The sequence below is a fragment of the Streptomyces sp. NPDC001508 genome (assembly GCF_040298665.1).
Classification (GTDB): domain Bacteria; phylum Actinomycetota; class Actinomycetes; order Streptomycetales; family Streptomycetaceae; genus Streptomyces.
Map to the genome: position 1 here is coordinate 24,446 of NZ_JBEPAP010000069.1, position 25,876 is coordinate 50,321.

The 25,876-nt window shown below is 69.9% G+C and carries 18 protein-coding genes, 5 tRNA genes and 2 pseudogenes; 13 read left to right on the plus strand and 12 right to left on the minus strand.

Annotated features, from left to right (window positions below; all coding sequences use genetic code 11):
• Positions 1 to 184: 184 nt before the first annotated feature.
• From purS to purM, 7 genes are all read left to right on the plus strand, one after another.
• Positions 185 to 457, plus strand: coding sequence for a phosphoribosylformylglycinamidine synthase subunit PurS (gene purS, locus ABT245_RS38440; RefSeq protein ID WP_067056252.1), 273 nt, complete (start codon positions 185 to 187; stop codon positions 455 to 457).
• Positions 454 to 1,134 (plus strand): phosphoribosylformylglycinamidine synthase subunit PurQ, encoded by a 681-nt coding sequence (gene purQ, locus ABT245_RS38445; protein WP_351743470.1) that lies wholly within the window; start codon positions 454 to 456, stop codon positions 1,132 to 1,134. The genes purS and purQ overlap by 4 nt, the downstream gene beginning before the upstream one ends.
• Positions 1,131 to 3,389, plus strand: a complete 2,259-nt coding sequence (gene purL / locus ABT245_RS38450; protein WP_351743473.1) for a phosphoribosylformylglycinamidine synthase subunit PurL — start codon at positions 1,131 to 1,133, stop codon at positions 3,387 to 3,389. Before purQ ends, purL begins: the two co-directional genes overlap by 4 nt.
• 450 nt (positions 3,390 to 3,839) lie before the next feature.
• Positions 3,840 to 4,640 carry a maleylpyruvate isomerase family mycothiol-dependent enzyme gene (locus ABT245_RS38455; protein ID WP_351743476.1) on the plus strand — a complete coding sequence of 267 codons (801 nt, stop codon included), beginning with the start codon at positions 3,840 to 3,842 and terminating at the stop codon, positions 4,638 to 4,640.
• A gap of 32 nt (positions 4,641 to 4,672) precedes the next feature.
• On the plus strand, positions 4,673 to 5,512 hold the full coding sequence (locus tag ABT245_RS38460) for an META domain-containing protein (protein ID WP_351743479.1): 840 nt from the start codon (positions 4,673 to 4,675) through the stop codon (positions 5,510 to 5,512).
• A gap of 73 nt (positions 5,513 to 5,585) precedes the next feature.
• Complete coding sequence (purF, locus tag ABT245_RS38465; protein ID WP_351743483.1) at positions 5,586 to 7,115, plus strand: amidophosphoribosyltransferase; 1,530 nt, start codon at positions 5,586 to 5,588, stop codon at positions 7,113 to 7,115.
• Positions 7,116 to 7,145: 30 nt separating this feature from the next.
• Positions 7,146 to 8,210: a phosphoribosylformylglycinamidine cyclo-ligase gene (gene purM, locus ABT245_RS38470; RefSeq protein WP_351743486.1), complete on the plus strand. Its 1,065-nt coding sequence runs from the start codon at positions 7,146 to 7,148 to the stop codon at positions 8,208 to 8,210.
• A gap of 74 nt (positions 8,211 to 8,284) precedes the next feature.
• Here the strand turns inward: purM and ABT245_RS38475 are convergent, their stop codons facing one another.
• Together ABT245_RS38475 and ABT245_RS38480 are read right to left on the minus strand one after the other, a co-directional pair.
• Positions 8,285 to 8,536, minus strand: a complete 252-nt coding sequence (locus ABT245_RS38475; protein ID WP_121895237.1) for a DUF3073 domain-containing protein — start codon at positions 8,534 to 8,536, stop codon at positions 8,285 to 8,287.
• 352 nt (positions 8,537 to 8,888) lie between these two features.
• Complete coding sequence (locus ABT245_RS38480) at positions 8,889 to 9,977, minus strand: Leu/Phe/Val dehydrogenase (RefSeq protein ID WP_351743489.1); 1,089 nt, start codon at positions 9,975 to 9,977, stop codon at positions 8,889 to 8,891.
• A 282-nt stretch (positions 9,978 to 10,259) separates the two neighbouring features.
• Here ABT245_RS38480 and ABT245_RS38485 point away from each other — a divergent pair, with 282 nt between their 5' ends.
• Positions 10,260 to 11,102: a DUF8083 family protein gene (locus ABT245_RS38485; RefSeq protein ID WP_351743492.1), complete on the plus strand. Its 843-nt coding sequence runs from the start codon at positions 10,260 to 10,262 to the stop codon at positions 11,100 to 11,102.
• 507 nt (positions 11,103 to 11,609) lie between these two features.
• Entirely contained in the window at positions 11,610 to 11,816 is a 207-nt protein-coding gene (bldC, locus tag ABT245_RS38490) for a developmental transcriptional regulator BldC (protein WP_003949541.1), read from the plus strand.
• 486 nt (positions 11,817 to 12,302) lie between these two features.
• Here the strand turns inward: bldC and ABT245_RS38495 are convergent, their stop codons facing one another.
• The 8 genes from ABT245_RS38495 to ABT245_RS38530 form a co-directional block, all read right to left on the minus strand.
• On the minus strand, positions 12,303 to 12,503 hold the full coding sequence (locus ABT245_RS38495) for a DUF6274 family protein (protein WP_351743494.1): 201 nt from the start codon (positions 12,501 to 12,503) through the stop codon (positions 12,303 to 12,305).
• A gap of 154 nt (positions 12,504 to 12,657) precedes the next feature.
• A tRNA-Asp gene (locus ABT245_RS38500) sits at positions 12,658 to 12,732 on the minus strand.
• Between the two features lie 94 nt (positions 12,733 to 12,826).
• On the minus strand, positions 12,827 to 16,804 hold the full coding sequence (gene hrpA / locus ABT245_RS38505) for an ATP-dependent RNA helicase HrpA (RefSeq protein WP_351743497.1): 3,978 nt from the start codon (positions 16,802 to 16,804) through the stop codon (positions 12,827 to 12,829).
• A gap of 376 nt (positions 16,805 to 17,180) precedes the next feature.
• Positions 17,181 to 18,011, minus strand: coding sequence for a hypothetical protein (locus tag ABT245_RS38510; RefSeq protein ID WP_351743499.1), 831 nt, complete (start codon positions 18,009 to 18,011; stop codon positions 17,181 to 17,183).
• Positions 18,012 to 18,863: 852 nt separating this feature from the next.
• A tRNA-Phe gene (locus tag ABT245_RS38515) sits at positions 18,864 to 18,937 on the minus strand.
• Positions 18,938 to 18,963: 26 nt separating this feature from the next.
• Positions 18,964 to 19,038, minus strand: a tRNA-Asp gene (locus tag ABT245_RS38520).
• A gap of 37 nt (positions 19,039 to 19,075) precedes the next feature.
• Positions 19,076 to 19,148, minus strand: a tRNA-Glu gene (locus ABT245_RS38525).
• A 202-nt stretch (positions 19,149 to 19,350) separates the two neighbouring features.
• A complete protein-coding gene (locus tag ABT245_RS38530; RefSeq protein ID WP_351743502.1) occupies positions 19,351 to 20,919 on the minus strand; it encodes a metallophosphoesterase family protein in 1,569 nt (522 codons plus the stop codon).
• A gap of 146 nt (positions 20,920 to 21,065) precedes the next feature.
• On the opposite strand from ABT245_RS38530, the gene ABT245_RS38535 reads away from it, so the two are divergent.
• The 3 genes from ABT245_RS38535 (at position 21,066) to ABT245_RS38545 (ending at position 24,521) form a co-directional block, all read left to right on the plus strand.
• Positions 21,066 to 21,416 carry a metallopeptidase family protein gene (locus tag ABT245_RS38535; RefSeq protein ID WP_351743504.1) on the plus strand — a complete coding sequence of 117 codons (351 nt, stop codon included), beginning with the start codon at positions 21,066 to 21,068 and terminating at the stop codon, positions 21,414 to 21,416.
• Between the two features lie 83 nt (positions 21,417 to 21,499).
• Positions 21,500 to 22,015 (plus strand): hypothetical protein, encoded by a 516-nt coding sequence (locus ABT245_RS38540; RefSeq protein WP_351743507.1) that lies wholly within the window; start codon positions 21,500 to 21,502, stop codon positions 22,013 to 22,015.
• 244 nt (positions 22,016 to 22,259) lie between these two features.
• On the plus strand, positions 22,260 to 24,521 hold the full coding sequence (locus ABT245_RS38545; RefSeq protein WP_351743510.1) for a DEAD/DEAH box helicase: 2,262 nt from the start codon (positions 22,260 to 22,262) through the stop codon (positions 24,519 to 24,521).
• Positions 24,522 to 24,698: 177 nt separating this feature from the next.
• Here the strand turns inward: ABT245_RS38545 and ABT245_RS38550 are convergent.
• Positions 24,699 to 24,896: pseudogene (locus tag ABT245_RS38550) on the minus strand (IS110 family transposase); the annotation flags it as partial.
• A 596-nt stretch (positions 24,897 to 25,492) separates the two neighbouring features.
• Here ABT245_RS38550 and ABT245_RS38555 point away from each other — a divergent pair.
• Positions 25,493 to 25,565: transfer RNA gene (locus tag ABT245_RS38555), tRNA-Lys, on the plus strand.
• A gap of 146 nt (positions 25,566 to 25,711) precedes the next feature.
• Here the strand turns inward: ABT245_RS38555 and ABT245_RS38560 are convergent.
• A pseudogene (locus tag ABT245_RS38560) lies at positions 25,712 to 25,876 on the minus strand (SAM-dependent methyltransferase); the annotation flags it as partial.

Sequence of the window (25,876 nt, forward strand, 5' to 3'; positions counted from 1 at the left end):
GCGTGTCCCAGCGCAATAGCTATGGGGGACCGACCGAGGATCTTTCCCGGAACTTTTCACAACCGCACCCCTTCGATGCGGGATCGTGATGGTGATCACGTAGCTTCCTCCAACTCTACCCGCGTAGAAATTTCGTACCGGTACGCTGAAGGAACCTGCTCAGCACCACACACCGGGAGTGCCAGTGGCACGCGTCGTAGTCGACGTCATGCTCAAGCCGGAGATCCTCGACCCCCAGGGCCAGGCGGTCCAGCGTGCCCTGCCGCGCCTGGGTTTCGAAGGCATCTCGGATGTACGTCAGGGAAAGCGATTCGAACTGGAAGTTGACGGGCCGGTCGACGAGGCCGCGCTCGCCCGCATCCACGATCTTGCGGAATCCTTCCTCGCCAACACCGTGATCGAGGACTTCACCGTCAAGGTCGAAGAGGCGGCGGAAGTCGCGGAGGCCGCCAAGTGACCGCTCGTATTGGCGTCGTCACTTTCCCCGGCAGCCTCGACGACCAGGACACCCGGCGCGCGATCCGGCTCGCCGGCGCCGAACCGGTCGCCCTGTGGCACAAGGACAAGGACCTCAAGCAGGTCGACGCCGTGGTGCTGCCCGGCGGCTTCTCCTACGGCGACTACCTGCGGGCCGGTGCCATCTCCCGGTTCTCGCCGGTGATGGGGAGCGTCATCGAGCAGGCGCGGGCCGGACTGCCGGTCCTCGGCATCTGCAACGGCTTCCAGATCCTCACCGAGGCCCACCTCCTGCCGGGCGGGATGCTCGGCAACGACCACCTCCACTTCATCTGCCGCGACCAGAAGCTGCGGGTGGAGAACGCGGGCACCGCCTGGACCGGCGACTACCGCGAGGGCCAGGAGATCCACATCCCGCTGAAGAACATGGACGGCCGGTACGTCGCCGACCGGTACACGCTCGACAAGCTGGAGGCCGAGGGCCGGGTCGTCTTCCGCTACCTGGACTTCAACCCCAACGGTTCGCTGCGCGACATCGCCGGCATCACCAACGAGGCGGGCAACGTCGTCGGCCTCATGCCGCACCCCGAGCACGCCGTGGAACCGCTGATCGGTACCGGCCGCACCGACGGCCTCCCCTTCTTCACCTCGATCCTCAAGAAGCTGGTGGGCGCATGAGCCGGACGCCTCTGGACACGGTCGAACACGCGGCCGCGACCCCCGACGTCGAGCTGCCCTGGGCCGAACTCGGCCTGAAGAAGGACGAGTACGAGCGGGTCGTGGAGATCCTGGGCCGCCGCCCGACCGGCGCCGAACTCGCCATGTACTCCGTCATGTGGTCCGAGCACTGCTCGTACAAGTCCTCCAAGGTCCATCTGCGCCAGTTCGGCGAGAAGGCCCCCGAGTCCGACGCGCTCCTCGTCGGCATCGGTGAGAACGCCGGCGTCGTGGACGTCGGCCAGGGCTACGCCGTGACCTTCAAGGTCGAATCGCACAACCACCCCTCCTACGTCGAGCCCTACCAGGGCGCGGCCACCGGAGTCGGCGGCATCGTCCGCGACATCATCGCGATGGGCGCCCGCCCGGTCGCCGTGGTCGACCCGCTGCGCTTCGGCGCGGCCGACCATCCCGACACCAAGCGGGTGCTCCCCGGAGTCGTCGCCGGCATCGGCGGCTACGGCAACTGCCTGGGCCTGCCCAACATCGGCGGCGAGGTCGTCTTCGACGCCTGCTACCAGGGCAACCCGCTGGTCAACGCTGGTGCCATCGGCGTGATGCGGCACGAGGACATCCACCTGGCGAAGGCGTCCGGCGCCGGCAACAAGGTCATCCTGTACGGCGCCCGCACGGGCGGCGACGGCATCGGCGGCGCCTCGATCCTCGCCTCCGAGACCTTCGATGACGCGAAGCCCTCCAAGCGCCCCGCCGTCCAGGTCGGCGACCCCTTCCAGGAGAAGCTCCTCATCGAGTGCACCCTGGAGGCGTTCCAGGAGAAGCTGGTCGTCGGCATCCAGGACCTGGGCGCGGCCGGCCTGTCCTGCGCCACCTCGGAGCTGGCCTCCAACGGCTCCGGCGGCATGCGCGTCACCCTGGACGACGTCCCCCTGCGCGACTCGACGCTCTCGCCCGAGGAAATCCTCATGAGCGAGTCGCAGGAACGCATGTGCGCGGTCGTCGAGCCGGGGAAGGTCGACCGCTTCCTGGAGATCTGCGCCAAGTGGGACGTCATCGCCACGGTGATCGGCGAGGTCACCGACGGCGACCGCCTGGAGATCTACTGGCACGGCGGCAAGATCGTCGACGTCGACCCGCGCACGGTCGCGCACGAGGGCCCGGTGTACGAGCGCCCGTACGCCCGCCCGGCCTGGCAGGACGAACTCCAGGCGGACGACGCGAACAAGCTGCCCCGGCCGGCGACGTCGGCGGAGCTGAAGGACCAGGTCCTGAGGCTCGTGGGCTCACCCAACCAGGCGTCGAAGAAGTGGATCACGTCCCAGTACGACCACTTCGTGCAGGGCAACACGGTGCTGGCCCAGCCCGAGGACTCGGGCATGATCCGCATCGACGAGTCGACCGGTCTCGGCGTCGCCATCGCCACGGACGGCAACGGCCGCTACGCCAAGCTCGACCCGTACGCGGGCGCGCAGCTGGCGCTCGCCGAGGCGTACCGGAACGTGGCGACGACCGGTGCGAAGCCCCTCGCGGTCTCCGACTGCCTGAACTTCGGCTCGCCCGAGGACCCCGCCGTGATGTGGCAGTTCGCGGAGGCGGTGCGCGGCCTCGCCGACGGCTGCCGGCAGCTGGGCACGCCCGTGACGGGCGGCAACGTCTCCCTGTACAACCAGACGGGCGAGGCCGCGATCCACCCCACCCCGGTCGTGGCGGTCCTGGGCGTCATCGACGACGTGGCCCGCCGCACCCCCGTCGCCTTCCAGGAGGAGGGCCAGCTGCTCTACCTCCTCGGCGACACACGGGAGGAGTTCGGCGGCTCGGCCTGGTCCCAGGTGATCCACGACCACCTCGGCGGTCTGCCGCCGGCCGTGGACCTGGAGCGTGAGCGTCTGCTGGCCGAGATCCTGATCTCCGCCTCCCGCGACGGCATGATCGACTCCGCGCACGACCTGTCGGACGGCGGTCTGATCCAGGCGGTCGTCGAGTCGGCCCTGCTCGGCGAAAAGGGCGCGCGCCTGGTCGTGCCGGACGGCCTGGACGCCTTCACCTTCCTCTTCTCCGAGTCGGCCGGCCGCGCGCTCGTCGCGGTGCCCCGCTCGGAGGAGGTCCGCTTCAACGACATGTGCGGCGCGCGGGGCCTGCCGGCCACCCGTATCGGCGTGGTGGACGGCGACACGATCACCCTCCAGGACGAGTTCGACCTCCCCCTGACCCACCTGCGCACAACCCACGAACAAACAATCCCGTCCCTCCTGACCTGACCCCCCGGAGCCCCGCCCCACGGCGGGGCTCCACCCCGAACGGGACCACGCAGCGGACCTGCCGCCCGACAGCGACAGGTGCGCAGGGAACTGCGCGCTCAGCCCCAACGAGTCCGCACCCACCCGCCAACGGATCCACCCTCCCCGAGGCACCCCGGACCACGCAGCGGACCTGCCGACCGGCGCGCCCGACAGCGACAGGGCCGCGGGGAACTGCGCGCTCGGCCCCAACGAGTCCGCACCCACCCGCCAACGGATCCACCCTCCCCGAGGCACCCCGGACCACGCAGCGAAGCTGATGGCCGGCGCGCCCGACAGGGCCGCGGCGAACTGCGCGCTCGGCCACGACGAGCCCGCACTCGCCCGACCACAGCCCCCGCCCCTTCCCACACCCCCACACCCCCAACGCACCCCCTTCCAACGCCCTTCGGCCCACCCAGCGGAGCGTCTATGCCCCCGGCCAAAACGCGCACCCGCACCTACGACCCCGCCAGAACCCGCACCGCGGTCCTCGCCCAGCTCGGCACCGTACGGGAAGCGGTCCGCACCCTCACCCCCGAACAGCTGGCGCTTCCCACGCGGCTCGGCGACTGGACCGTACGCGAACTCGTCGCGCACATCGGGATGGCGGTCACGGCGATCGGCCGTTCCCTCGACCGGCCCGAGCCGCCCCGGCAGGGCAGCAGCACGCTTCTCGACTGGCCGTTCGCCACGTCGGCCAACGCCCCGGCCATCGACGCGTTCACCCGCGGTCTCGTGGCGCGCCACCCCGATCCGGTCGCCTACCTCGCGGACGTCGAGCGCGACCTCGTCGCCAGGCTCGACGCGCATCCCGGCAGCCGGATCCTGGAGACCAACGCGGGCGCCCTGCCGCTTGCCGACTACCTCGTCACCCGGACCGTGGAACTCGTCGTCCACACCGACGACCTGAACGCCGCCGTGCCCGGACTGGAGGCCCCCTACGACCGGCAGGCGCTCGCCGCGGCGACCCGCCTGCTCGCCGACGCCCTCGCGGCGAAGGCGCCGGGCGGCTCCACCGAGGTGCGTATCCCGCCGTACGCGGTCGTGCAGTGTGTGGAGGGGCCCCGGCACACCCGCGGCACTCCGCCGAACGTCGTGGAGACGGACCCGCTGACCTGGATCCGGCTCGCCACGGGACGACTGGCCTGGGCGGACGCCGTGGCGGACGCGAAGGTCAGCGCAAGCGGCGAGCGCGCGGACCTCGGCCGGCTGCTGCCGCTGATGTCGTAGAACCGAAGGCCCGGTCGCCGCGTCGAAGGACCATGGACGGTACGTGGACCAGGGACCGCAAGAGGCGGCGCCTGACCCTGATGGCCTCGCTCGTGCTGCTGCTGCCGCCCGCGGCCTGTGGCAGCGAGCGCGTGGACGGCGGCTCCCGCTCCGTCCGCGCGTCCGTCACCGGCGTCCGCTGGAGCGTCGACAGCGTCACCGTGGACGGCACGGTACGGCGGGCGCCCGCCGGGGCCTACGCCGAGTTCGCCGACGGCCGGGTCCGGGGCAACTACGGCTGCAACCACTTCAGCGCCCGGGCCGCCTTCGCCGGCGACCGCCTGACGCTCGAAGACGCCGAGATGACCGAGATGGGCTGCGCGCGGCAGCCGATGGCCTTCGAGCGGGCGCTCGCCCGTACCCTCGCCGACGGCCCGCTCACCACCCGGGTGCGCGGCGGCGAACTGACCCTCGGTACCGAGGCCGGCGACACCGTGCGACTGACCGAGGAGCCGGACGCGCCGCTACGAGGCACCAAGTGGATCATCACGGCACTCGATGCCGACGGCCCCGACCGCCCCGACGGCCCCGACCGCCCCGCGGCGTCGCTGCCCGGCGGCGCCGCGCCGTATCTCGTCCTCGATGAGAAGAGCGGCCGGGTCACCGGCAGCCTGGGCTGCAACCGGGTGACCGCGAGGGCCACGGTCCGCGACGCCCATATCACTCTGGGCACTCCCGCCACCACCCGAATGGTGTGCGACGTCTCACTCATGCGTACGGAAAAGAGCCTGCTGCGCCTCTTCGGCGGCACGGTCGGCTACCGCCTGGATCACCGCAGCATCACGCTGACCAGCGAAAACGGCGAGAGGGCCAGCGCGGTCGCGGAACCATGACGGATGACGAACACATAACTTCGGGGCATTAGCCAATTCGGACCAGTGGTTGATCTCGCCTACACTCGGAGCCGTGCCACGTGGTGACGGTCGACTCAATCACGATCTGCTCCCCGGTGAGAAGGGCCCCCAGGACGCGTGTGGCGTCTTCGGGGTCTGGGCTCCCGGCGAAGAGGTCGCAAAGCTCACTTACTTCGGGCTCTACGCCCTCCAGCACCGGGGTCAGGAATCCGCGGGAATCGCGGTCAGCAACGGCTCCCAGATCCTCGTCTTCAAGGACATGGGCCTGGTCTCGCAGGTCTTCGACGAGACATCGCTCGGTTCGCTCCAGGGCCATATCGCGGTCGGACACGCCCGCTACTCGACCACCGGTGCCTCCGTGTGGGAGAACGCCCAGCCGACGTTCCGTGCCACGGCGCACGGTTCCATCGCGCTCGGCCACAACGGCAACCTGGTCAACACGGCGCAGCTCGCCGAGATGGTCGCCGACCTGCCGAAGGACACCAACGGCCGCTCGACCCGGGTCGCGGCCACCAACGACACCGACCTGCTCACGGCGCTCCTCGCCGCCCAGGTCGACGACGACGGCAAGCCGCTGACCATCGAGGAGGCCGCGCACGCGGTCCTCCCCAAGGTCAGGGGCGCCTTCTCACTCGTCTTCATGGACGAGCACACCCTGTACGCCGGCCGTGACCCGCAGGGCGTCCGCCCGCTGGTGCTGGGCCGCCTGGAGCGCGGCTGGGTGGTCGCCTCGGAGACCGCAGCCCTGGACATCACGGGCGCCAGCTTCGTGCGTGAGATCGAGCCCGGCGAGTTCGTGGCGATCGACGAGAACGGTCTGCGTACCTCGCGATTCGCGGAAGCGAAGCCCAAGGGCTGTGTCTTCGAGTATGTGTATCTGGCCCGCCCGGACACCGATATCGCCGGCCGGAACGTGTATCTCTCCCGTGTCGAGATGGGCCGCCGGCTCGCCAAGGAGGCCCCGGTCGAGGCCGACCTGGTGATAGCGACCCCGGAGTCCGGCACCCCGGCCGCCATCGGCTACGCGGAGGCCAGCGGGATTCCGTTCGGCGCCGGTCTCGTCAAGAACGCCTACGTCGGCCGGACCTTCATCCAGCCCTCGCAGACCATCCGCCAGCTCGGCATCCGCCTGAAGCTGAACCCGCTCAAGGAAGTCATCAAGGGCAAGCGCCTGGTCGTCGTGGACGACTCCATCGTGCGCGGCAACACCCAGCGCGCCCTGGTCCGCATGCTCCGCGAGGCGGGTGCGGCCGAGGTGCACATCCGGATCTCCTCGCCCCCCGTGAAGTGGCCCTGCTTCTTCGGCATCGACTTCGCCACCCGCGCCGAGCTGATCGCCAACGGCATGAGCATCGACGAGATCGGCACCTCGCTGGGCGCCGACTCCCTGGCCTACATCTCCATCGACGGCATGATCGAGGCGACCACCATCGCCAAGCCGAACCTGTGCCGCGCCTGCTTCGACGGCGAGTACCCGATGGAACTCCCGGACCCCGAGCTGCTCGGCAAGCAGCTCCTGGAGACCGAGCTGGCGGCCGGCACGGCCGCCCCGGCCGCAGTCGACGCGATCCGTCGCCCGTAACACCTGCCGTACGACACGAAAGTCACAGTCATGCCTGAGACCACTGGTGCCAGCTACGCAGCCGCGGGCGTCGACATCGAGGCGGGCGACCGCGCCGTCGAACTGATGAAGGAGTGGGTGAGGAAGACCCGGCGCCCCGAGGTCCTCGGCGGCCTCGGCGGCTTCGCCGGACTGTTCGACGCCTCGGCGCTCAAGCGCTACGAGCGCCCGCTGCTGGCCTCCGCCACCGACGGCGTCGGCACGAAGGTCGACATCGCCCGTCAGCTGGGCGTGTACGACACCATCGGCCATGACCTGGTCGCGATGGTCATGGACGACATCGTGGTGTGCGGCGCTGAGCCGCTGTTCATGACCGACTACATCTGCGTCGGCAAGGTGCACCCGGAGCGGGTCGCGGCCATCGTCAAGGGCATCGCGGAGGGCTGTGTGCTGGCCGGCTGCGCCCTGGTGGGCGGCGAGACGGCCGAGCACCCGGGTCTGCTGGGCGAGGACGACTTCGATGTCGCGGGCGCCGGTACGGGCGTTGTGGAGGCCGACCGGCTGCTGGGCGCGGATCTCATCCGTACGGGTGACACGGTGATCGCCATGGCGTCCTCCGGTCTTCACTCGAACGGGTACTCCCTGGTCCGTCATGTGCTGCTGAACCAGGCCGGGCTGTCCCTGGACGCGGGGATCGAGGAGTTCGGCCGCACCCTCGGTGAGGAGCTGCTGGAGCCGACCAGGATCTACTCCCTGGACTGTCTGGCGCTGACCCGCACCACCGAGGTGCACGCCTTCAGCCATGTGACCGGTGGCGGGCTCGCCGCCAATCTCGCGCGGGTGATCCCGGACGGGCTGCACGCGGTCGTCGACCGTTCCACCTGGAGCCCGGGCCCGGTGTTCGACCTGGTCGGCAGGACCGGTGACGTAGCGCGACTGGAGCTGGAGAAGACCCTCAACATGGGCGTCGGCATGATCGCGGTCGTGCCGCAGGAGTCCACGGACGCGGCCCTCGCGACGCTCGCCGACCGCGGCGTCGACGCCTGGGTGGCCGGCGAGATCACCGACCGAGGCGACGAACCCACGGGTGCGAAGCTGGTCGGCGACTACGCGTAACCGCGACGTCAGCACAAATCCCGGTCCGGTGCTGAGCCCCGGACCGGGATGACACGGCTAAGCCGCTGCCGGCGTCACGCGCCGCGACGGTGTTGCGAGGACTGGCCGTCCTCGTCCTCCTCGTCGTCGTCCTCATAGAGGTCGGCGTACCGTGAATACAGGTCGTCGTCATGCTCATCGTCCTCGAAGCGGTCGCCGTTCGGCGACTGGTTCGACGTCGATGCGCCCAGCTCCTCGGCCAGGCGTGAGAGGTCCGTCCCACCGCTGTTGTACTTCAGCTGGCGGGCGACCTTCGTCTGCTTGGCCTTGGCCCGGCCGCGCCCCATGGCTCGACCCCCTCAACGACGGGGCTCGACGGCCCCAGAGTCTGACACGCGTTCATGATCCGGAACGGACTCTCCGCAGAGAGGCCCGTCCGTAGGGCTTCCACGGTACCTGAGCCCACGCCCATACGGTACGTCGCCCACAGCACGCGCGTGTGCACAGGACCGTCGAGGTGCCCCGTCCTCGCTGGTCAGTGGCGATTTTAACCACTTATCCGGGGACGACCCGCCGGTTGAAGTGAGAGTTCTCTCCAACTTCGTGCCGACGGGTACCGGTCAGACGTGCGATCTAGGGCCGGCCACGACACCGCCGCGGCGGCCTCGGCGGCGCGTCATGGGCTGTCCGGCGGAGCGCTCAGTGTGCGCTGCGGGCCTCCGCCATCCGCTGCTCGGCGATCCGGTCGGCCGCGGCGGCCGGCGGAATCCCGTCCTCCTTCGCACGTGCGAATATGGCCAGCGTGGTGTCGAAGATCTTCGCCGCCTTGGCCCTGCACCGGTCGAAGTCGAACCCGTGCAGTTCGTCGGCGACCTGGATGACCCCGCCGGCGTTCACCACGTAGTCCGGCGCGTAGAGGATCCCGCGGTCGGCGAGGTCCTTCTCCACACCCGGGTGGGCGAGCTGGTTGTTGGCGGCGCCGCACACCACCTTGGCGGTGAGCACCGGCACGCTGTCGTCGCCGAGGGCGCCGCCGAGCGCGCACGGGGCGTAGACGTCCAGCCCCTCGACCCGGATCAGCGCGTCGGTGTCGGCGACCGCCGTCACGCCCTCGGGGTGCTGGTCGAGGATGCGGCGCACGGCCTCCTCGCGCACGTCCGTGATCACCACCTCGGCGCCCTCGTCCCGCAGGTGCCGCACCAGGTGGTGGCCGACCTTGCCGACGCCGGCGATGCCCACCCGGCGTCCGCGCAGCGAGGGGTCGCCCCACTGGTGCTGGGCGGCGGCGCGCATGCCCTGGTAGACGCCGAAGGCGGTGAGGACGGAGGAGTCGCCCGCGCCGCCGTTCTCGGGGGACCGGCCGGTCGTCCAGCGGCACTCGCGCGCCACGACGTCCATGTCGGCGACGTAGGTGCCGACGTCGCACGCGGTGACGTACCGTCCGCCGAGCGAGGCCACGAACCGCCCGTAGGCGAGCAGCAGCCGCTCGGACTTGTCCCGCTCCGGGTCGCCGATGATCACGGCCTTCCCGCCGCCGTGGTCGAGACCGGCCATGGCGTTCTTGTACGACATCCCGCGCGCGAGGTTGAGGGCGTCGGCGACGGCCTCCTCCTCGTTCGCGTACGGATAGAAGCGGGTGCCGCCGAGCGCGGGGCCCAGAGCGGTGGAGTGGATGGCGATGACGGCCTTGAGGCCGCTGGCGCGGTCCTGACAGAGCACGACTTGCTCATGTCCTCCCTGGTCCGAGTGGAACAGGGTGCGCAGGACGCCGTTGGTCACGTCGGTCACTGTGGTGACTCCCGGGTAAGTAGCGGCGAGTGGAGACGGGTCTCCCGGGGGCACCCCCACACTTTTGGTAGTGGGGGAAGGCGGCGGGATGCCGTGGCACGAGCGTAGAGCCTGGGCCGCCCGCCGACCGTACAGTGTTCAGGATCACCTCGGCGCGTCGTCCGTCCCTCCGTGGCCGTGGCAGGATTTCCGGTGTTTCCCTATGTCCGAGCGCCGCTCGGGCAGGTCCGAGTACGGGTTTCGCACGGGTTTCGAGCCGGGTCCGATGGGGAGGGAGCAGGCGTGCCCAAGGTGTCCTCGGTGATCGTCCCCTACGCGACGTATCTGCGTGTGTACGAACCGCTGGCCGCTTTCCCGGAGTCGGAGCGCGGCCACTGGGCGCGCTACGCCCGCCGCCCCGACCGCCCCTCCTACCAGGACGAGCTGCGTCGCTCCCTGGCGGATCTGCTGCCCACCCCGCCGATGCCGGTGCCGGTGCACGAGAGCGGCGAGGCCTTCGTGCTGGACGTCGACGGGGTGGTCTGCGTCTGTCCCTGGCGCACCCGGCTGCGCGGCTGGCAGGCCCTGGGCGAGCTGGCTGAGGAGCTGCCGCAGCCGGTCCTGGACGCGGTGCTGCCCCCGGTGGTGCGCCGCCAGGCCGCCCAGGACTACGAGCGCTGGCTCGCCCGCAACCCCGATGCCCGTCCCTGGATCCGCACGGCCACCTGGCAGGTGCCGTTGAGCTGGTTCGTGCTGGTCTCCGACGCGGAGCGGGAGTACGCCGAGGGCGCCGACGAGGAGGCGCCGCTGCTGCGCTACCGCACGCCGATGGTGCAGGCCCGGCGCCGGGTGGCGCGGGCGCTGCGCACCCTCAAGGACGCGGTCGAGGAGGGTCCCCTGATCGACGGCGTGGTGGATGTGGGGCGCTGGCTCGAGGAGTTCCATCCGCGCTCGCTGGTGGAGCTGGACTACGGCGGTCTGGTGCACGCGGTGCCCGCGGGAGAGCTGGCCGGGGACCACTCGGCGGCCGACGTGGCCGAGGGCATCGACGCGCTGCGCCGGGGCGACGGGGCCGCCGCGGGGGAGGCGTACGGCCGGCTCGTGGAGCGCTGGCGGACGGTCCGTGACCTTCGCTCCGCAAACTGACGCTACGTCAGAAGTGATGTACGTCACGGCTGTGGCGGCAGGGTCCGCGTACGGTCGACGGTACTTCCCCGACAGTCCCCGACGTCACGGGATGTTGGGCCCGATCCGGGCTTTTGCGTCAAGGGTGATGGACCGCACTTTACCCGGCTCTTGCGCCTCTTGCCCCTCCTCATGCCAAAATAGGACAAGGAGTCCGGGAAGGGCTCGGCATTGCATGCTTTAGGGGGGTCTCGTGTCTCCTGGGTGCCACTGTGACTGATCGTCACAGTGGCGTGACTGTCCGTTATGGCATGGTCCATCGGCTTCCGTCGGTGATGAACACCTGGGAGGGCAATTCCATCGGTTTGGCCGACGCGGCTGGACAGATGGTGTAGTTGTAGTGCCGAGGACAAGCCGTTCGTCCTATAACCGACTCGACTCGCGTCCGCCATTTCGGGCAACGCGGGTCAAGGTGCAGAATTTAGAGGAAAGAACCGAGATGGTTCGGTTCTCCCGAGGAGGCCGCTCATGACCGCTCGCACCCCTGATGCCGAGCCGCTGCTGACCCCGGCTGAGGTCGCCACGATGTTCCGCGTTGACCCGAAGACGGTCACGCGGTGGGCGAAGGCCGGAAAGCTCACGTCGATCCGTACGCTCGGCGGGCACCGCCGCTACCGCGAGGCGGAGGTCCGTGCACTGCTCGCGGGCATCCCGCAGCAGCGCAGCGAGGCCTGACAACTCCATAACCGGGCAATACGGCTGGTTCCCCCAACCCGTCGAGACGCCCGGAACCTAGCTCCAAGCGACGCGGGACCTGCCCCAACAGGCCCGACGCCCAAGCCGATCAGAACGTTCTAGGCAGCGACACAGGGTGCGTCGTCGATCGCGCTGGACTCCGCCGGGTCCAGCGCGATCTTTTTTGTGCGCCGGCGGCCCGGGCGACGCGGTGTCTGTGAGCGGGCTTGTCGGAGTCTGGGGAGCGGTGTCGGATCCGCTGTGGAAGGCCCCGGAGAGGGGTGCAATTGCACATATTAAATTGACTAGTTGTAGGACGTGCGTAAGCGCCACCGTTTCAAAAACTCTTGCGGTGACACCCGTCACATACCGAAGTGCTTGTTACCCCCGGTCCGGATGCGCTAGAGGAGCCCGCCCACGGCCCGCGCCGAAGCCGGCCCGCGGGGCCAGTTGCCCATCGTGGCAAGGGTGTTGGGGCGCAGGGGGTCACGCGGGAAAGGCGCTCTCGTCCTCGCTGACGTCCTCGGTGGCCTCCGCGTCCTCTGTGGCCCGTGGGGCGGAATCCATCGCCAGACGCAGCAGACGGTGGCAGATCGCGCAATGCCGGGTCAGATGCCGGTAGGACGAAGCGGCCGACAGATGGGCCCTGAGGAGCGCCCGCGTCTCGTGCCTGGCCGCCGCCGCCATACGCCACCTCCACAGGCCCGCACACGGGGACAGGGGCCCTGCTCCCTGGGTACCGGCGGAAAGTGACTCCGTCAAGACGCCCCGGCACCATCCGGCCGCACCCGGAGACGCAAGAAGGGCCCGCCCCCTGCCGGGGCGGGCCCTTCTTGTACTGCGGTCCTGACGGGATTTGAACCCGCGGCCTCCACCTTGACAGGGTGGCGAGCACTCCAAACTGCTCCACAGGACCTGGTGTCGCGGCGCCATTCGTGCGGTGCGCCGCGAGAAGAGACTGTACAGGAGGGCGCGCCCCCTGGTCGAACTCACCCGGCGTACCCGAGTGATCACGGAACGACGGCGTCGATCGCCTTCACGATCCGCTTGTCCGAGACCGGATACGCCGTGCCGAGCGCATGCGCGAAGTAGCTGACCCGCAGCTCCTCGATCATCCACCGGATGTCCAGGACCGCGGCGGGCACCGGACGGCCCGGCGGGAACTGCTCCAGCAGCCACGCGTACTCGTCCTGCATCTCGTGCACCTTCTCCATGCGCGTGGTGTCCCGCTGGACGCCCGTCGCCATCTGCTGGAGCCGCCGGTCCGCCGCCACCAGGTAGCGCATCAGGTCGGGCAGCCGCCGCACCCCCGCCCAGGTCACGAAGCCCGGCTTCACCAGGCCGTCCAGCTGGGCCCTGACGTCCGCCAGGTTCGGCAGCAACGCCGGGCTGCGCACCGCCTTCAGCCGGCGCTCACAGGACTGCCAGGCGGCCAGCACCTGCTGCACCTGACCGACCGTCCGCACCGTGGTGTCGACGATCTCCGCGCGCACCTTGTCGTGCAGCTTCCGGTACGACTCCTCGTCCCACACCGGACCACCGAAATCGGCGATCAGCCGGTCCGCCGCCGCCATCGCACAGTCGTCGAACAGCGCCTGCACGGAGCCGTGCGGATTCGCGGACAGAGCCAGCTTCTGGGGGTTCGTCAGACGATCGCTCGCGTACTTCGCCGGGTTCACCGGGATGTTCCGCAGGATCAGCCGGCGTGTGCCCCGCCACATCGCCCCGGCCTGCTCCGCCTCCGTGTCGAAGAGCCGCACGGAGACCGTGTCCCCGTCGTCCACCAGCGCCGGGTACGCCTTCACGGGCTGACCGGCCCGGCGCGTCTCGAAGACCCGGGTGAGCGACCCCATCGTCCAGTCCGTCAGCCCGCCGCGCTCCAGGGACTCGCCTCCCGTGCGCACGGCCGTCGCCGCCGCGGCCTGCGAGAGCGCCTTCCTCGCCTTCGGCTTCAGCCGCAGCCGCAGCGCCTCCAGATCCTTGTCCTCGGCGAGCTTGCGGCGCCGCTCGTCGACGATCCGGAAAGTCACCTTCAGATGGTCGGGGACCTTCGACCAGTCGAAGTCGTCCGCCTCGAACGGCACCCCCACCATCCGCTTCAGCTCACGCGCCATGGTCACCGTCAGCGGCTCCTGCAACGGCACCGCACGCTCCAGGAACGCCTTCGCATAGTTGGGCGCGGGCACATAGTTGCGCCGGATCGGCTTCGGCAGCGAACGGATCAGCTCCGTGACCACCTCCTCGCGCAGCCCCGGGATCTGCCAGTCAAAACCATCGGCCGTGACCTGGTTGAGGACCTGGAGCGGAATGTGCACGGTCACGCCGTCCGCGTCCGCACCCGGCTCGAACTGGTACGTCACCCGGAACTTCAGCGGGCCCTGACGCCAGGAGTCGGGATAGTCGGCCTCGGTGACCGCCGCCGCCGACTCGCGGATCAGCATCTCCCGCTCGAAGTCCAGGAAGTCCGGCTGCTCGTGCCGCTGCCGCTTCCACCACGCGTCGAAGTGCGCCCCGGACACCACGTCCTCGGGCACCCGCTGGTCGTAGAAGTCGAACAGCGTGTCGTCGTCCACGACGATGTCCCGGCGCCGCGCCCGGTGCTCCAGCTCCTCGACCTCGCTGAGCAGCCTGCGGTTGTCCGCGAAGAACTTGTGATGGGTGCGCCAGTCCCCCTCCACCAGCGCGTTCCGGATGAACAGCTCGCGGCTGGCCTCCGGGTCGATCCGGCCGTAGTTGACCTTGCGGTCGGCGACGATCGGGACGCCGTACAGGGTCACCTTCTCGTACGCCATCACGGCCGCCTGGTCCTTCTCCCAGTGCGGCTCGCTGTAGGTCCGCTTCACCAGGTGACCCGCCAGCGGCTCGACCCACTCCGGTTCGATCCTCGCGTTGACCCGGGCCCACAGCCGGCTGGTCTCCACCAGCTCCGCCGACATCACGAACCGCGGCGGCTTCCGGAACAACGCCGAACCCGGGAAGATCGCGAACTTCGCGTTCCGGGCGCCCAGATACTCGTTCCTCCCGCCGCCCTTCGCGCTCTCCGCGCCGGCGCTCTTCACGTCCTTCATGCCGATGTGCGACAACAGACCGGCCAGCAGCGAGACATGAATGCGGTCGGCCGGGGCGTCCTGCTCGTTGAGATGGATGCCCATCTGCTTCGCGACGGTTCGCAACTGCGTATAGATGTCCTGCCACTCGCGGATCCGCAGGAAGTTCAGGAACTCCTGCTTGCACATCCGGCGGAACGACGAGGAACCCCGCTCCTTTTGCTGCTCACGGAGGTAACGCCACAGGTTCAGGAAGGCGACGAAATCGCTCGTCTCGTCCTTGAACCGGGCGTGCTGCTGATCGGCCTGCGTCTGCTTGTCCGCCGGGCGCTCGCGCGGATCCTGGATGGACAGCGCCGCCGCTATGACCATGACCTCGCGCGCACAGCCGTTGCGGTCGGCCTCCAGGACCATACGGGCCAGCCGCGGATCGACGGGCAGCTGCGCCAGCTTGCGGCCGGTCTCGGTCAGCCGCTTGCGCGGGTCCTGCTGCGCCGGGTCCAGCGCGCCCAGCTCCTGGAGCAACTGCACGCCGTCACGGATGTTGCGGTGGTCCGGCGGGTCGATGAACGGGAACCTCTCGATGTCGCCGAGGCCGGCCGCGGTCATCTGCAGGATGACGGAGGCGAGGTTCGTCCGCAGGATCTCGGCGTCCGTGAACTCCGGCCGGGCATCGAAGTCGTCCTCGGAGTACAGCCGGATGCAGATGCCGTCGGACGTACGGCCGCAGCGGCCCTTGCGCTGGTTCGCGCTCGCCTGGGAGATCGGCTCGATCGGCAGCCGCTGCACCTTCGTGCGATGGCTGTAGCGCGAGATCCGCGCGAAGCCGGGGTCGATGACGTACTTGATGCCCGGCACGGTCAGGGAGGTCTCGGCGACATTGGTCGCCAACACGATCCGGCGGCCGGAGTGCGGCTGGAACACCCGGTGCTGCTCGGCATGCGAGAGCCGGGCGTACAGCGGCAGGATCTCCGTGAACCGGTAGTTCTTCTTCTCCAGCGCGTCCGCCGTGTCCCGGATCTCCCGCTCGCCGGAGAGGAAGACGAGGATGTCGCCGCCGCCCTGCGCCATCAGCTCCTCGACCGCGTCCGTGATCGCGGTGATCTGGTCCCGGTCGGCGTCGTCACCGTCCTCCTCCAGCAGCGGCCGGTAACGCACCTCCACCGGGTAGGTCCGCCCGCTGACCTCCACGATCGGGGCGTCGCCGAAATGCCGGGAGAAACGCTCGGGGTCGATGGTCGCCGACGTGATGACGACCTTCAGGTCCGGCCGCCTCGGCAGCAGCTGCGCCAGATAGCCGAGCAGGAAGTCGATGTTCAAAGACCGCTCATGGGCCTCGTCGATGATGATCGTGTCGTAGGCGCGCAGGTCACGGTCGGTCTGGATCTCGGCGAGCAGGATGCCGTCCGTCATCAGCTTGATGAAGGTGCCGTCCGGGTCGACCTGGTCGGTGAACCGCACCTTCCAGCCGACCGACTCACCGAGCGGCGTCCGCAGTTCCTCCGCGACCCGCTCGGCGACCGTGCGAGCGGCGATCCGGCGGGGCTGGGTGTGCCCGATCATCCCGCGGACGCCACGGCCCAGCTCCAGACAGATCTTCGGGATCTGCGTCGTCTTGCCGGAACCGGTCTCACCGGCGACGATGACGACCTGGTGATCGCGAATGGCCGCCGCGATCTCGTCCTTCTTCTGGCTGACGGGCAACTGCTCCGGATAGCCGACCTCGGGCACGCGCGAGCGCCGCCCGGCCATGCGCTCCTCGGCCCTGACGACCTCGCCCTCGATCTCGGCGAGAACGGCCGCACGGGCCTCCGGCTTACGGATCTTGCGCGCGCCCTCGAGCCTGCGCCCGAGGCGATGCGCGTCACGCAACGACAACTCGGTCAGGCGGCCGGCGAGAACGCCGAGGGACTGTGCGCCGGGGGCGGGATGCGTAGACATACGCGACCCAGGATCTCATCCCGGAGAAATCCATGGCTAACGGATTTGCGGCACGACGCTCCGGGCCTTGGGCGTACGGGGCATACGAGGCGTACAGCCGGCATCCAACCGGCATCCAACCGGCGAACAACAAGGCCCCGATCCGGAGATCGGGGCCTTGACTGTGGCTGGGGCCGGGGTCGAACCGGCGACCTTCCGCTTTTCAGGCGAGTTGATCGGGCGGCCAGGATCATGATCCGGCCCGACAGCGACAGACGTCGGCATCCTTTGACATACCGCTGTGCACGTCGGCGTCCGTCTTCGTTGCCGTCGGACTGCCGTCAGGGCCGTCGGCCGAAGCGGCTGTACCCGGGCCCGCGGTCGGTGGAGTCGTACCTCACTTCACGCCGACGTAGACACCCGTGGCGCTGACCGCCGGGGTCGTGGTGGTGCCGGCGAAGCTGTAGCGCCAGTAGCCGCTGTAGTTCGCGGTCGCGGTGGTCTTCAGGTTGCCGTACGAGTCGGTGTAGACCGTCTTGATCGTGGTGTACGTGGTGGTGCCGGCCTTGCGGAACTGGAGCTTGACCGGCTGGCTGGTGTAGCCGTGGTACAGGTTGTCGTCCCAGTTGGCGCGGGAGAGCTTGCCGGACGCCGTGAAGGTCTTGCCCTTGTAGACGGACGTCGAGCTGACGGTGGTCGTCAGCTTCGAGTAGCGCTGCACCAGGGTGCTGCCCAGTCCGCTCTGGTCCTTGTAGCCGACCTTGCTCATGTCGGGGTTCTGCTGGTCCTGGCCGTTGAAGGCGACGGCTTCGGCGGCCACGTGCCAGGTGCCGGCGTCCGCGGTCTTCGGGTCGGCGTCCGTCGGGTAGATGTTGATGGAGCCCTTGCAGCTGGCCGTCGTCGACGAGGTGGCGGTGCAGGTCGCCGGGTTGTCGCCGTACAGCTCGGGGGCCGTGTCGCTGTAGGTGCCGTGGTACAGGAAGGCGTCCGTGTAGAAGTCACTCGCGGCGATGTTCACGGTCGAGCCGTGCGTCAGTGTGTACGAGTACGAGACGCTGACCTCGTTGGTGGTGCCGACCTTGATCGCCTTGGCGATCGAGACGTTGGAGAAGCTCGCGTCCAGCGTGTACGGGGTGCCCGAGTCGGTGACGGCCTGCGCGGCCGGGACTGCGAGGGCGGAGATGGCCAGGGCGCCGGAGACGGCGGCCACGGTGGCACGTATGCGCATGTGCGTTCCCCTGGAGGGAGAAGTGATCGTGGAGTCGGTTGACCCACGCGATCAGATCCGCAAGGGATGCCGCTGGTTGTACGCCCGGTGCCCCGGCGGACCAGATTTAAGGCACGGCTTACTGATCCATTGCGCAAGTGTGAGACAGCGTCTCGCTGCACGAACGGTCTGCCTGGCTGCGCGGGCGTTAAATGATCCAGTCAAGCGCCGCTGCCCGGGACCTTGAGCACCGGTTCGCAAGACGCCGTATGCGCGTATCGACTGACCTGGCGACTCCCTGACCTGTGGATGCGGCGTTACGGAGTTGGAGTGGGCTTCCTGCGCAGGGCGAGCCGACGCCGGGCCACCCAGAGGTTGATCAAGAGGAGCGCCGATCCCGCGATGGGCCACCCCACAGATCCACCGCCGCGGTGGGTTTCGATTCCCATCGCCAGAAGCATTACGCCGACCGCCGGGCCTGCAGGTCGAGGAAGAGGCTCTGTGGACCTGGGTCGACGCTCTGTGCGAGCGCAGGACGCAGCGGTAGGCGGGAACATGATCAGTGCGGGGACGAGTGGCTCGACGAGGGCTACGTCTTCACGGCGGCGGCCGGCTCGCCGGTCGACCCTCGCCATCTGAACCGGCACTGGTACGCGTTGCGGGAGCGGGCCGGGCTGGACGGCTACCGCTTCCATGATCTGCGCCACTCGTCCGTGTCGCTGCTCCTGGACCCCGGAGGGGAAACGGAAGGCGTTGACGCAGCTCAGCAAGCTCTTCGAGTGAGGCCACTGCCGTCGTACCGTCGGCATTACGCCAATGCGAAACCCCCGCCGATGACTCTCGACGGGGGTTTCTGCCCTGGTAGGGCGGTTGTGGCTGGGGCCGGGGTCGAACCGGCGACCTTCCGCTTTTCAGGCGGACGCTCGTACCAGCTGAGCTACCCAGCCATCAAAGACCTCTTTCGAGGTCTTCGCGGTCCTGACGGGATTTGAACCCGCGGCCTCCACCTTGACAGGGTGGCGAGCACTCCAAACTGCTCCACAGGACCTTGCGTTGTGTGCAACAGTGTCGCACACGATATTGCGTGCCCCCAACGGGATTCGAACCCGTGCTACCGCCTTGAAAGGGCGGCGTCCTGGGCCGCTAGACGATGAGGGCGTACTACCAGGTTGCTGCTCTGCTTCGTCCGAGCGTCTCCAGGGGGACGTGAGAAGCACGTGACTTCGCTTTCCCCCGAAGGGTTCTGCTTCTCCCTCACTCCTTGCGAAGTTCGGGCCGGTCAAGCCCCTGACCGGTTGCCCTTGGGCACGACGTGACTCTACTACGTCACTCAGAGCTGGGCCAAATTGGTTAGGGGCGGCTACTTGGGGCCGTCCTTCTCCGGGAGGTGGCGGCTGACCTCGGCGGTCGTCAGTCCCAGCCCGCCCAGTTCGATCTCGTCCCAGGCCTGGAGGCGTCGGCTGTCCCGGTCGAAGTAGAGGATCGAGGCCTCGATCGGGTCCGGGTAGCGGCCCTCCACGGCGCGCAGTCCGCTGCCGCCGGTCGAGCCCTCGACGCGCAGCCGGGTGCCGTACCGCATGACCTCCGTCTGCTCGTGGTGCAGATGGCCGGCGAGCACGAGGGGTACCTCGCCGTCCGTCTCCCGGGCCGCCGACGGCTCGTGGGCGATGGCCACGTCCACCGGCGTCCCGGCGGCCCGCTGGTCGCGCAGGGCCGAGGCCAGCCGGTCCCCGGCCAGTTGCTCGGCCCGGTCGCCGCCGGGCGCGGCCGAGCGGTCCGGCGTGAACTGCGGGTCGCCGATGCCGGCGAACCGCAGGCCGGCCACGGTCCGCGCCCGGCCGTCGTCCAGGACGTGCACGTTCTTCATGCGCTCCAGATAGCGCTGGGTCACACGGGAGTCGTGGTTGCCGCGCACCCATACGTAGGGCACGCCCAGGTTGGCGATCGGGTCCAGGAAGCCGTTCTCCGCCGCCGTGCCGTGGTCCATGGTGTCGCCAGAGTCGACGATCACGTTCACCTTGTACTGCTCCACCAGCGAGGCGATGATCTTCCAGCTCGCCGGGTTGAGGTGGATGTCGGAGACGTGCAGGACACGGAGTGTGGCGGGGTCCGGCCGGTAGGTCGGGAGCGTGGAGGTGACGTCGTACAGTTTGGTCACATTCGTCACCAGGCGGGCCAACTCCTTCTGGTAGACGTCGAATTCGGTGACGATGCTGCGGGCGTTGCCGACCAGGGAGGGCGCCGAGGAGAGCAGGCCGGAGAACTTCGGTTCCAGGACGGACCTGGGGTTCCAGGTGGCGTACGCCGTCGCGCCGGAGGCGGCGAGCAGGGTCAGGGCGAGGCCGCCGGCGGCGAGGGCACGGCGCGGCCGGCGGTAGACGGCGAGGCCCAGCGCGGTGGCGCCGGCGACGACGGCGACGCAGGAGCGCACGGCCAGGTCGAGGGTGCCGTGTTCGACGTCCCGGGAGACCTCGTCCTGGAGGCCGGAGAGCCGCTCGGGGTGGTCGACGAGGGCCTGGGAGCGCAGCGGGTCCAGTTGGTCGACGTTCACGTCCAGGCGGACGGGCGCGACATGGCTGTCGAGGGTCAGCGCGCCCAGCGGGGAGACATTGATCTTTGTGCCGCCGGTGAGCGAGGGGCGCAGTGTCATCGTGGTGTTCATGGGTCCGACGGGGGCTCGTACGTTGCCGACGATCAGCAGTCCCAGCCAGGCGCCGACCAGGACGACCGCCGTCAGGCCGAGGGCGCGGGTCCGGGGGCGCGACCGGCCGGCGAGTTCGAGGACGGGCAGGGCGCGGGACGTCTTCGGGCCGCGTTTCGCCACGGAGACGAGGCGCCGGGGCAGTCCGGCGACGCGTTTCGGTACGGAGGCGAGCCGATCGGGCAGGGCGGCGAGCCGGTGCGTCAGGGAGGCGAGGTGCTTCGGCATGGGGACGACGTGCCTCGGTATGGAGACGATGCGTTTCGGCAGGGAGACGCGGGCGCGGACCATTGGTCCCGTATGCCCAGGCGCGGAAGCGGATATGCGGCGGTCCGCGGCGCTCGTGCGGCCGTTCCGTACCGGACAATGGCCCTGTGCTGGAGATGACGCGCGAGGAGTTCGAGGAACTGGTCGCCGAGGCGCTGGACCGGATTCCGCCCGAGCTGACACGGCTGATGGACAACGTCGCGGTGTTCGTCGAGGACGAGCCGCCCGCCGACGATCCGGAGCTGCTCGGCCTGTACGAGGGGACTCCGCTGACGGATCGCGGTGAGTGGTACGCGGGCGTACTGCCGGACCGGATCACCATCTACCGGGGGCCGACGCTGCGCATGTGCGAGACGCGGGACGACGTCGTCGCGGAGACGGAGGTGACCGTGGTGCATGAAATCGCCCACCATTTCGGGATCGATGACGCCCGACTGCATGTGCTCGGCTACGGCTGACGGGGCCTGCGCGTGTCCTCTTGCGGGCGGCGGGAGTTGGGCAGGTCGACTTCTTGGCCCGCCCGTCGTCGGAGGTGGCTTCCGTGCGCCCCTTGTCCGTACCCGTCCGTCTCGCCGCCACGGTGCTGGCCGTCGCCGCTGCCGCCGGCTGCGTGAACGTCGGCGGCGGTGCCGGCCGGGCAGGGCCGTCGCGGTCCGCCGCGCAGCAGGACGGTAAGGCGCCCGACGGCGGCTCGGCGGTGTCCGGCGCCGATGCCGGTGGCGCGGGCGCGGAGGGCGGTGAGGGCAAGCGCGGGCGCGGCGGGAAGGGGAAGTCCGGGGAGTCGGCGTCCGCGTCGGCCACGCCCTCGGGCCGGGGCAGCGCGTCCGCGACGCCGGCCGGGCCGGGGCGGAGCGAGAAGCCGCGCGATCCGGCGACGCCCGGGGAGCAGCCGCCCGATCCGCATACGGATGAGCCGACGCCTCCGCCGCCGCCTCCCGAGCCGCCCGCCTCGCCGCCCGCGCCGCCGACCGCGGAGCCGTCCTCGTCGGCGCACGAGGAGCCGGGCCCGCAACTGGTCCAGCGCGAGCCGGCCCCGACGGCGGGCGCTCGGGCCTGAGCGCTCCAGCGGCGCAGCCGCATATCGGTACGCCCCGCGCCCCTTCGGGACTCGGTTTGCGTTGGGGGGCGGTGGGTGCGTATGGTGGTAGATCGTTTGATCCCATTTGCCCGGCGCCATCGCAGAGCGCGCCGTGTGGCGCGTTCTCTCCTTTGCCGTGGCTGACCGCATTGAGGCGGTCGTATTGCGCACCACGGAGTTGACGGGCGCGTGCCGACGAGACTCCGGAAGGTTTCGCATTCGCATGTCCGTGTCCAGCACCGACCATGTCGTCGTGTCCGAGCACCCCGAGCACCCCGAGAAAATCGAGAACACCGAGCACTCCGAGCACGTCGAGAACTCGGAGGCCGTCGAGGACGCCCGGGCCGACTCGGCCACCGAGGTCACCGAGACCGCTGACACCCCTCAGATCACCTTCGCCGACCTCGGCCTGCCCGAGGGCGTCGTGCGCAAGCTCGCGCAGAACGGCGTGACCGCGCCGTTCCCGATCCAGGCCGCGACCATCCCGGACGCCCTGGCCGGCAAGGACATCCTCGGCCGTGGCCGCACCGGCTCCGGCAAGACGCTCTCCTTCGGCCTGCCCACGCTGGCCACGCTGGCGGGCGGCCGCACCGAGCGCAAGCGCCCGCGGGCCGTCATCCTCACCCCGACGCGTGAGCTGGCCATGCAGGTCGCCGACGCGCTCCAGCCGTACGGCGACATCCTCGGCCTGAGGATGAAGGTCGTCTGCGGCGGCACGTCCATGGGCAACCAGATCTACGCCCTGGAGAAGGGCGTCGACATCCTCGTGGCCACCCCGGGCCGGCTGCGCGACATCATCAACCGCGGCGCCTGCTCCCTGGAGGACGTGCAGATCGCCGTCCTCGATGAGGCCGACCAGATGTCCGACCTGGGCTTCCTGCCCGAGGTCACCGAACTGCTCGACCAGGTGCCGGCGGGCGGCCAGCGGATGCTGTTCTCCGCGACCATGGAGAACGAGATCCAGACCCTTGTCGACCGCTATCTCTCCTCGCCCGTCTCGCACGAGGTGGACGCGGCCCAGGGCGCGGTCACGACCATGTCCCACCACATCCTGATCGTGAAGCCCAAGGACAAGGCGCCGGTCACCGCGGCCATCGCCTCCCGCAAGGGCCGCACCATCATCTTCGTCCGCACCCAGCTGGGCGCCGACCGTGTCGCCGAGCAGCTGCGCGACGCGGGCGTGAAGGCGGACGCGCTGCACGGCGGCATGACCCAGGGCGCCCGCACCCGGACGCTGGCCGACTTCAAGGACGGATACGTCAACGTCCTGGTCGCCACCGACGTCGCCGCCCGCGGCATCCACGTCGACGGTATCGACCTGGTGCTGAACGTCGACCCGGCGGGCGACCACAAGGACTACCTGCACCGGGCCGGCCGTACCGCCCGTGCGGGCCGCACCGGCACGGTCGTCTCGCTGTCGCTGCCGCACCAGCGGCGCCAGATCTTCCGCCTGATGGAGGACGCGGGCGTCGACGCCGCGCGCCACATCATCCAGGGCGCCGGTGCCTTCGACCCGGAGGTCGCCGAGATCACCGGCGCCCGCTCGATGACCGAGGTCCAGGCCGAGTCCGCGGGCAACGCCGCCCAGCAGGCCGAGCGCGAGGTCGCCCAGCTCACCAAGCAGTTGGAGCGCGCCCAGCGCCGGGCGACCGAGCTGCGCGAGGAGGCCGACCGGCTGGTCGCGAGGAGCGCCCGCGAGCGCGGCGAGGACCCGGCGGCCGCGGTGGCCGAGGCCCAGGCGTCGGCGGCCGAGGCGGCGACCGTGTCGGTGCCGGAGCAGCCGACGGCGCAGGACGTGGAACGGCCGGAGCGGGCCGAGCGCGCGGAGCGCGGTGAGCGGACGTCGGCGCCGGGCGGGTACGAGCGTCGCGACCGGCGCGAGGAGCGGGGCGAGCGCCCCGGGTTCAACCGGGACCGTGACCGGGACCGTGACCGTGACCGGGACCGTGACCGGGACCGGGACCGGGACCGGGATCGTGGCTTCGAGCGGCGTGACGACCGGGGCGGTTTCCGCCGGGATGACCGTCGTCCGCTCGACCGGGACCGTTCGTTCGACCGTGACCGTGACCGTGACCGTGATCGGGAGCGTGGCGGGCGTTCGTTCGAGCGCCGCGACGACCGGGGTGGCTTCCGCCGGGACGACCGTGGTGGGCGTTCCTTCGAGCGGCGTGACGACCGGGGCGGTTTCCGCCGGGATGACCGTCGTCCGCTCGACCGGGACCGTTCCTTCGACCGTGACCGTGACCGTGATCGGGACCGTGGCGGGCGTTCGTTCGAGCGCCGCGACGACCGGGGTGGCTTCCGCCGGGACGACCGGACCGGGCACCGCGGCAGCGACCGCCCGTTCAACCGGGACCGCCAGACCGACCGCCCCGGATTCCGGGCCGGCAGCCACGACCGTCCGTACGGCCGCCGTGACGACCACCGCGGCTCCGGCTCCTTCGGGCGCCGCGAGGACAAGCCCCGCTGGAAGCGCAACGGCTGAGGCGCCCGGCCTGCCTGACACACCGTGACTGAACGCCGTGGTCCCACCGACACACCGGTGGGGCCACGGCGCTCGTCATATCTGCGTCTTCTCCGCGTCAGGAAGTGGTTTTCCCCACGGCTGCGAACTGGCTGTCGCAACTGGGCACTTGAGCGACGGGTGCGAGCGGCGGCCATCGGCAGCAGCGGAGATCGCCACCGGGACGGTGCCGAACTTCGCGGTCAGCTTGTCGAAGACGGCCCGCAGTTTCGGCTCGCTGTTCGGCAGCTGCTTGTCGAAGACCTTCTTGCCGGCCGGGGTCAGCCCGTGCCCGTGGTGGGCACTCTTGCCGACATCCAGGCCGAGGAACACACCCACGTCTTCGGTGTCGAACATCGTGCCCTCTCAAGGGAGTTGCCTGGTCTGGCCTCGGCATCGGTGTCGTACGCGCGCATCCACGTTATGCAGACCTGCCGCCCGCGAACTGCCCGGCGTTGCGCCGGACCGGACGGTGGCCGGACCTCTGATCAGCGTCTCCGACGGACACCTCCCGGGCCCGGTGACACCACCCCCCAGGTCATGCCTTCGACAGGGGGACACAGTCATGCCGGGCCCGGAGGCCAGCGGCCCTCTTGCAGGACCGCGAAGAAGATAACGGGGAAGGGGTCTGGGGCCCTGGGGCTGCCTGGGGGCCGGGGCTGACGCACTTTGGGGGCTGCGGGGGGTGCCGGGGCTGATGCGTCTGGGGCTGCCGAGGGCTCCGGGGGCCGACGCGTCTGGGATCTGCGAGGGCTTCGGGGGCGAGGCGCCCGTGGATGCCGTACGCCTCCTGGCCCGCGGCGCGGATCTCCGCCAAGGTAGGAACAATCTGGACTCGGCCCCGTCCGCACGACCCGGTTTCGGCCGTTCCGTCCACGCGACGCGGCCGTGTCCCCGATACCCGATCGGCGACACGGCCTCGTCCGGCTATGCTCGGGGAAGCAACATCGCCTGGGCCCTTAGCTCAATTGGCAGAGCAGTGGACTTTTAATCCATTGGTTGTGGGTTCGAGTCCCACAGGGCCTACGGAGGAGCCCCAGTTCAGAGTGGGTCTGGACTGGGGCTCGTGGTCTTTTCGGGGGCTTGGAGATCGTTAGCTCAACCGAAGTGCAGACGATCAAGGCATGGAGCGGCCCCGGCCGGATCGGCGTCCGGCCGGGGCCGTCGAGATTTCAGGCGCGGGCCCGGACGATGAGGGTGCCGATGTGCCCGGGCTTCGGGGCATCCACCTCGGTCGCCTCCGCGGTGGCGAATCCGGCCCTGAGCAGAAGCCGTTCCCACATGGCGGGCCGGTAGCTGTACCGGTAGGTGAACATCGCCTTCCCGGCGAAGCCGCC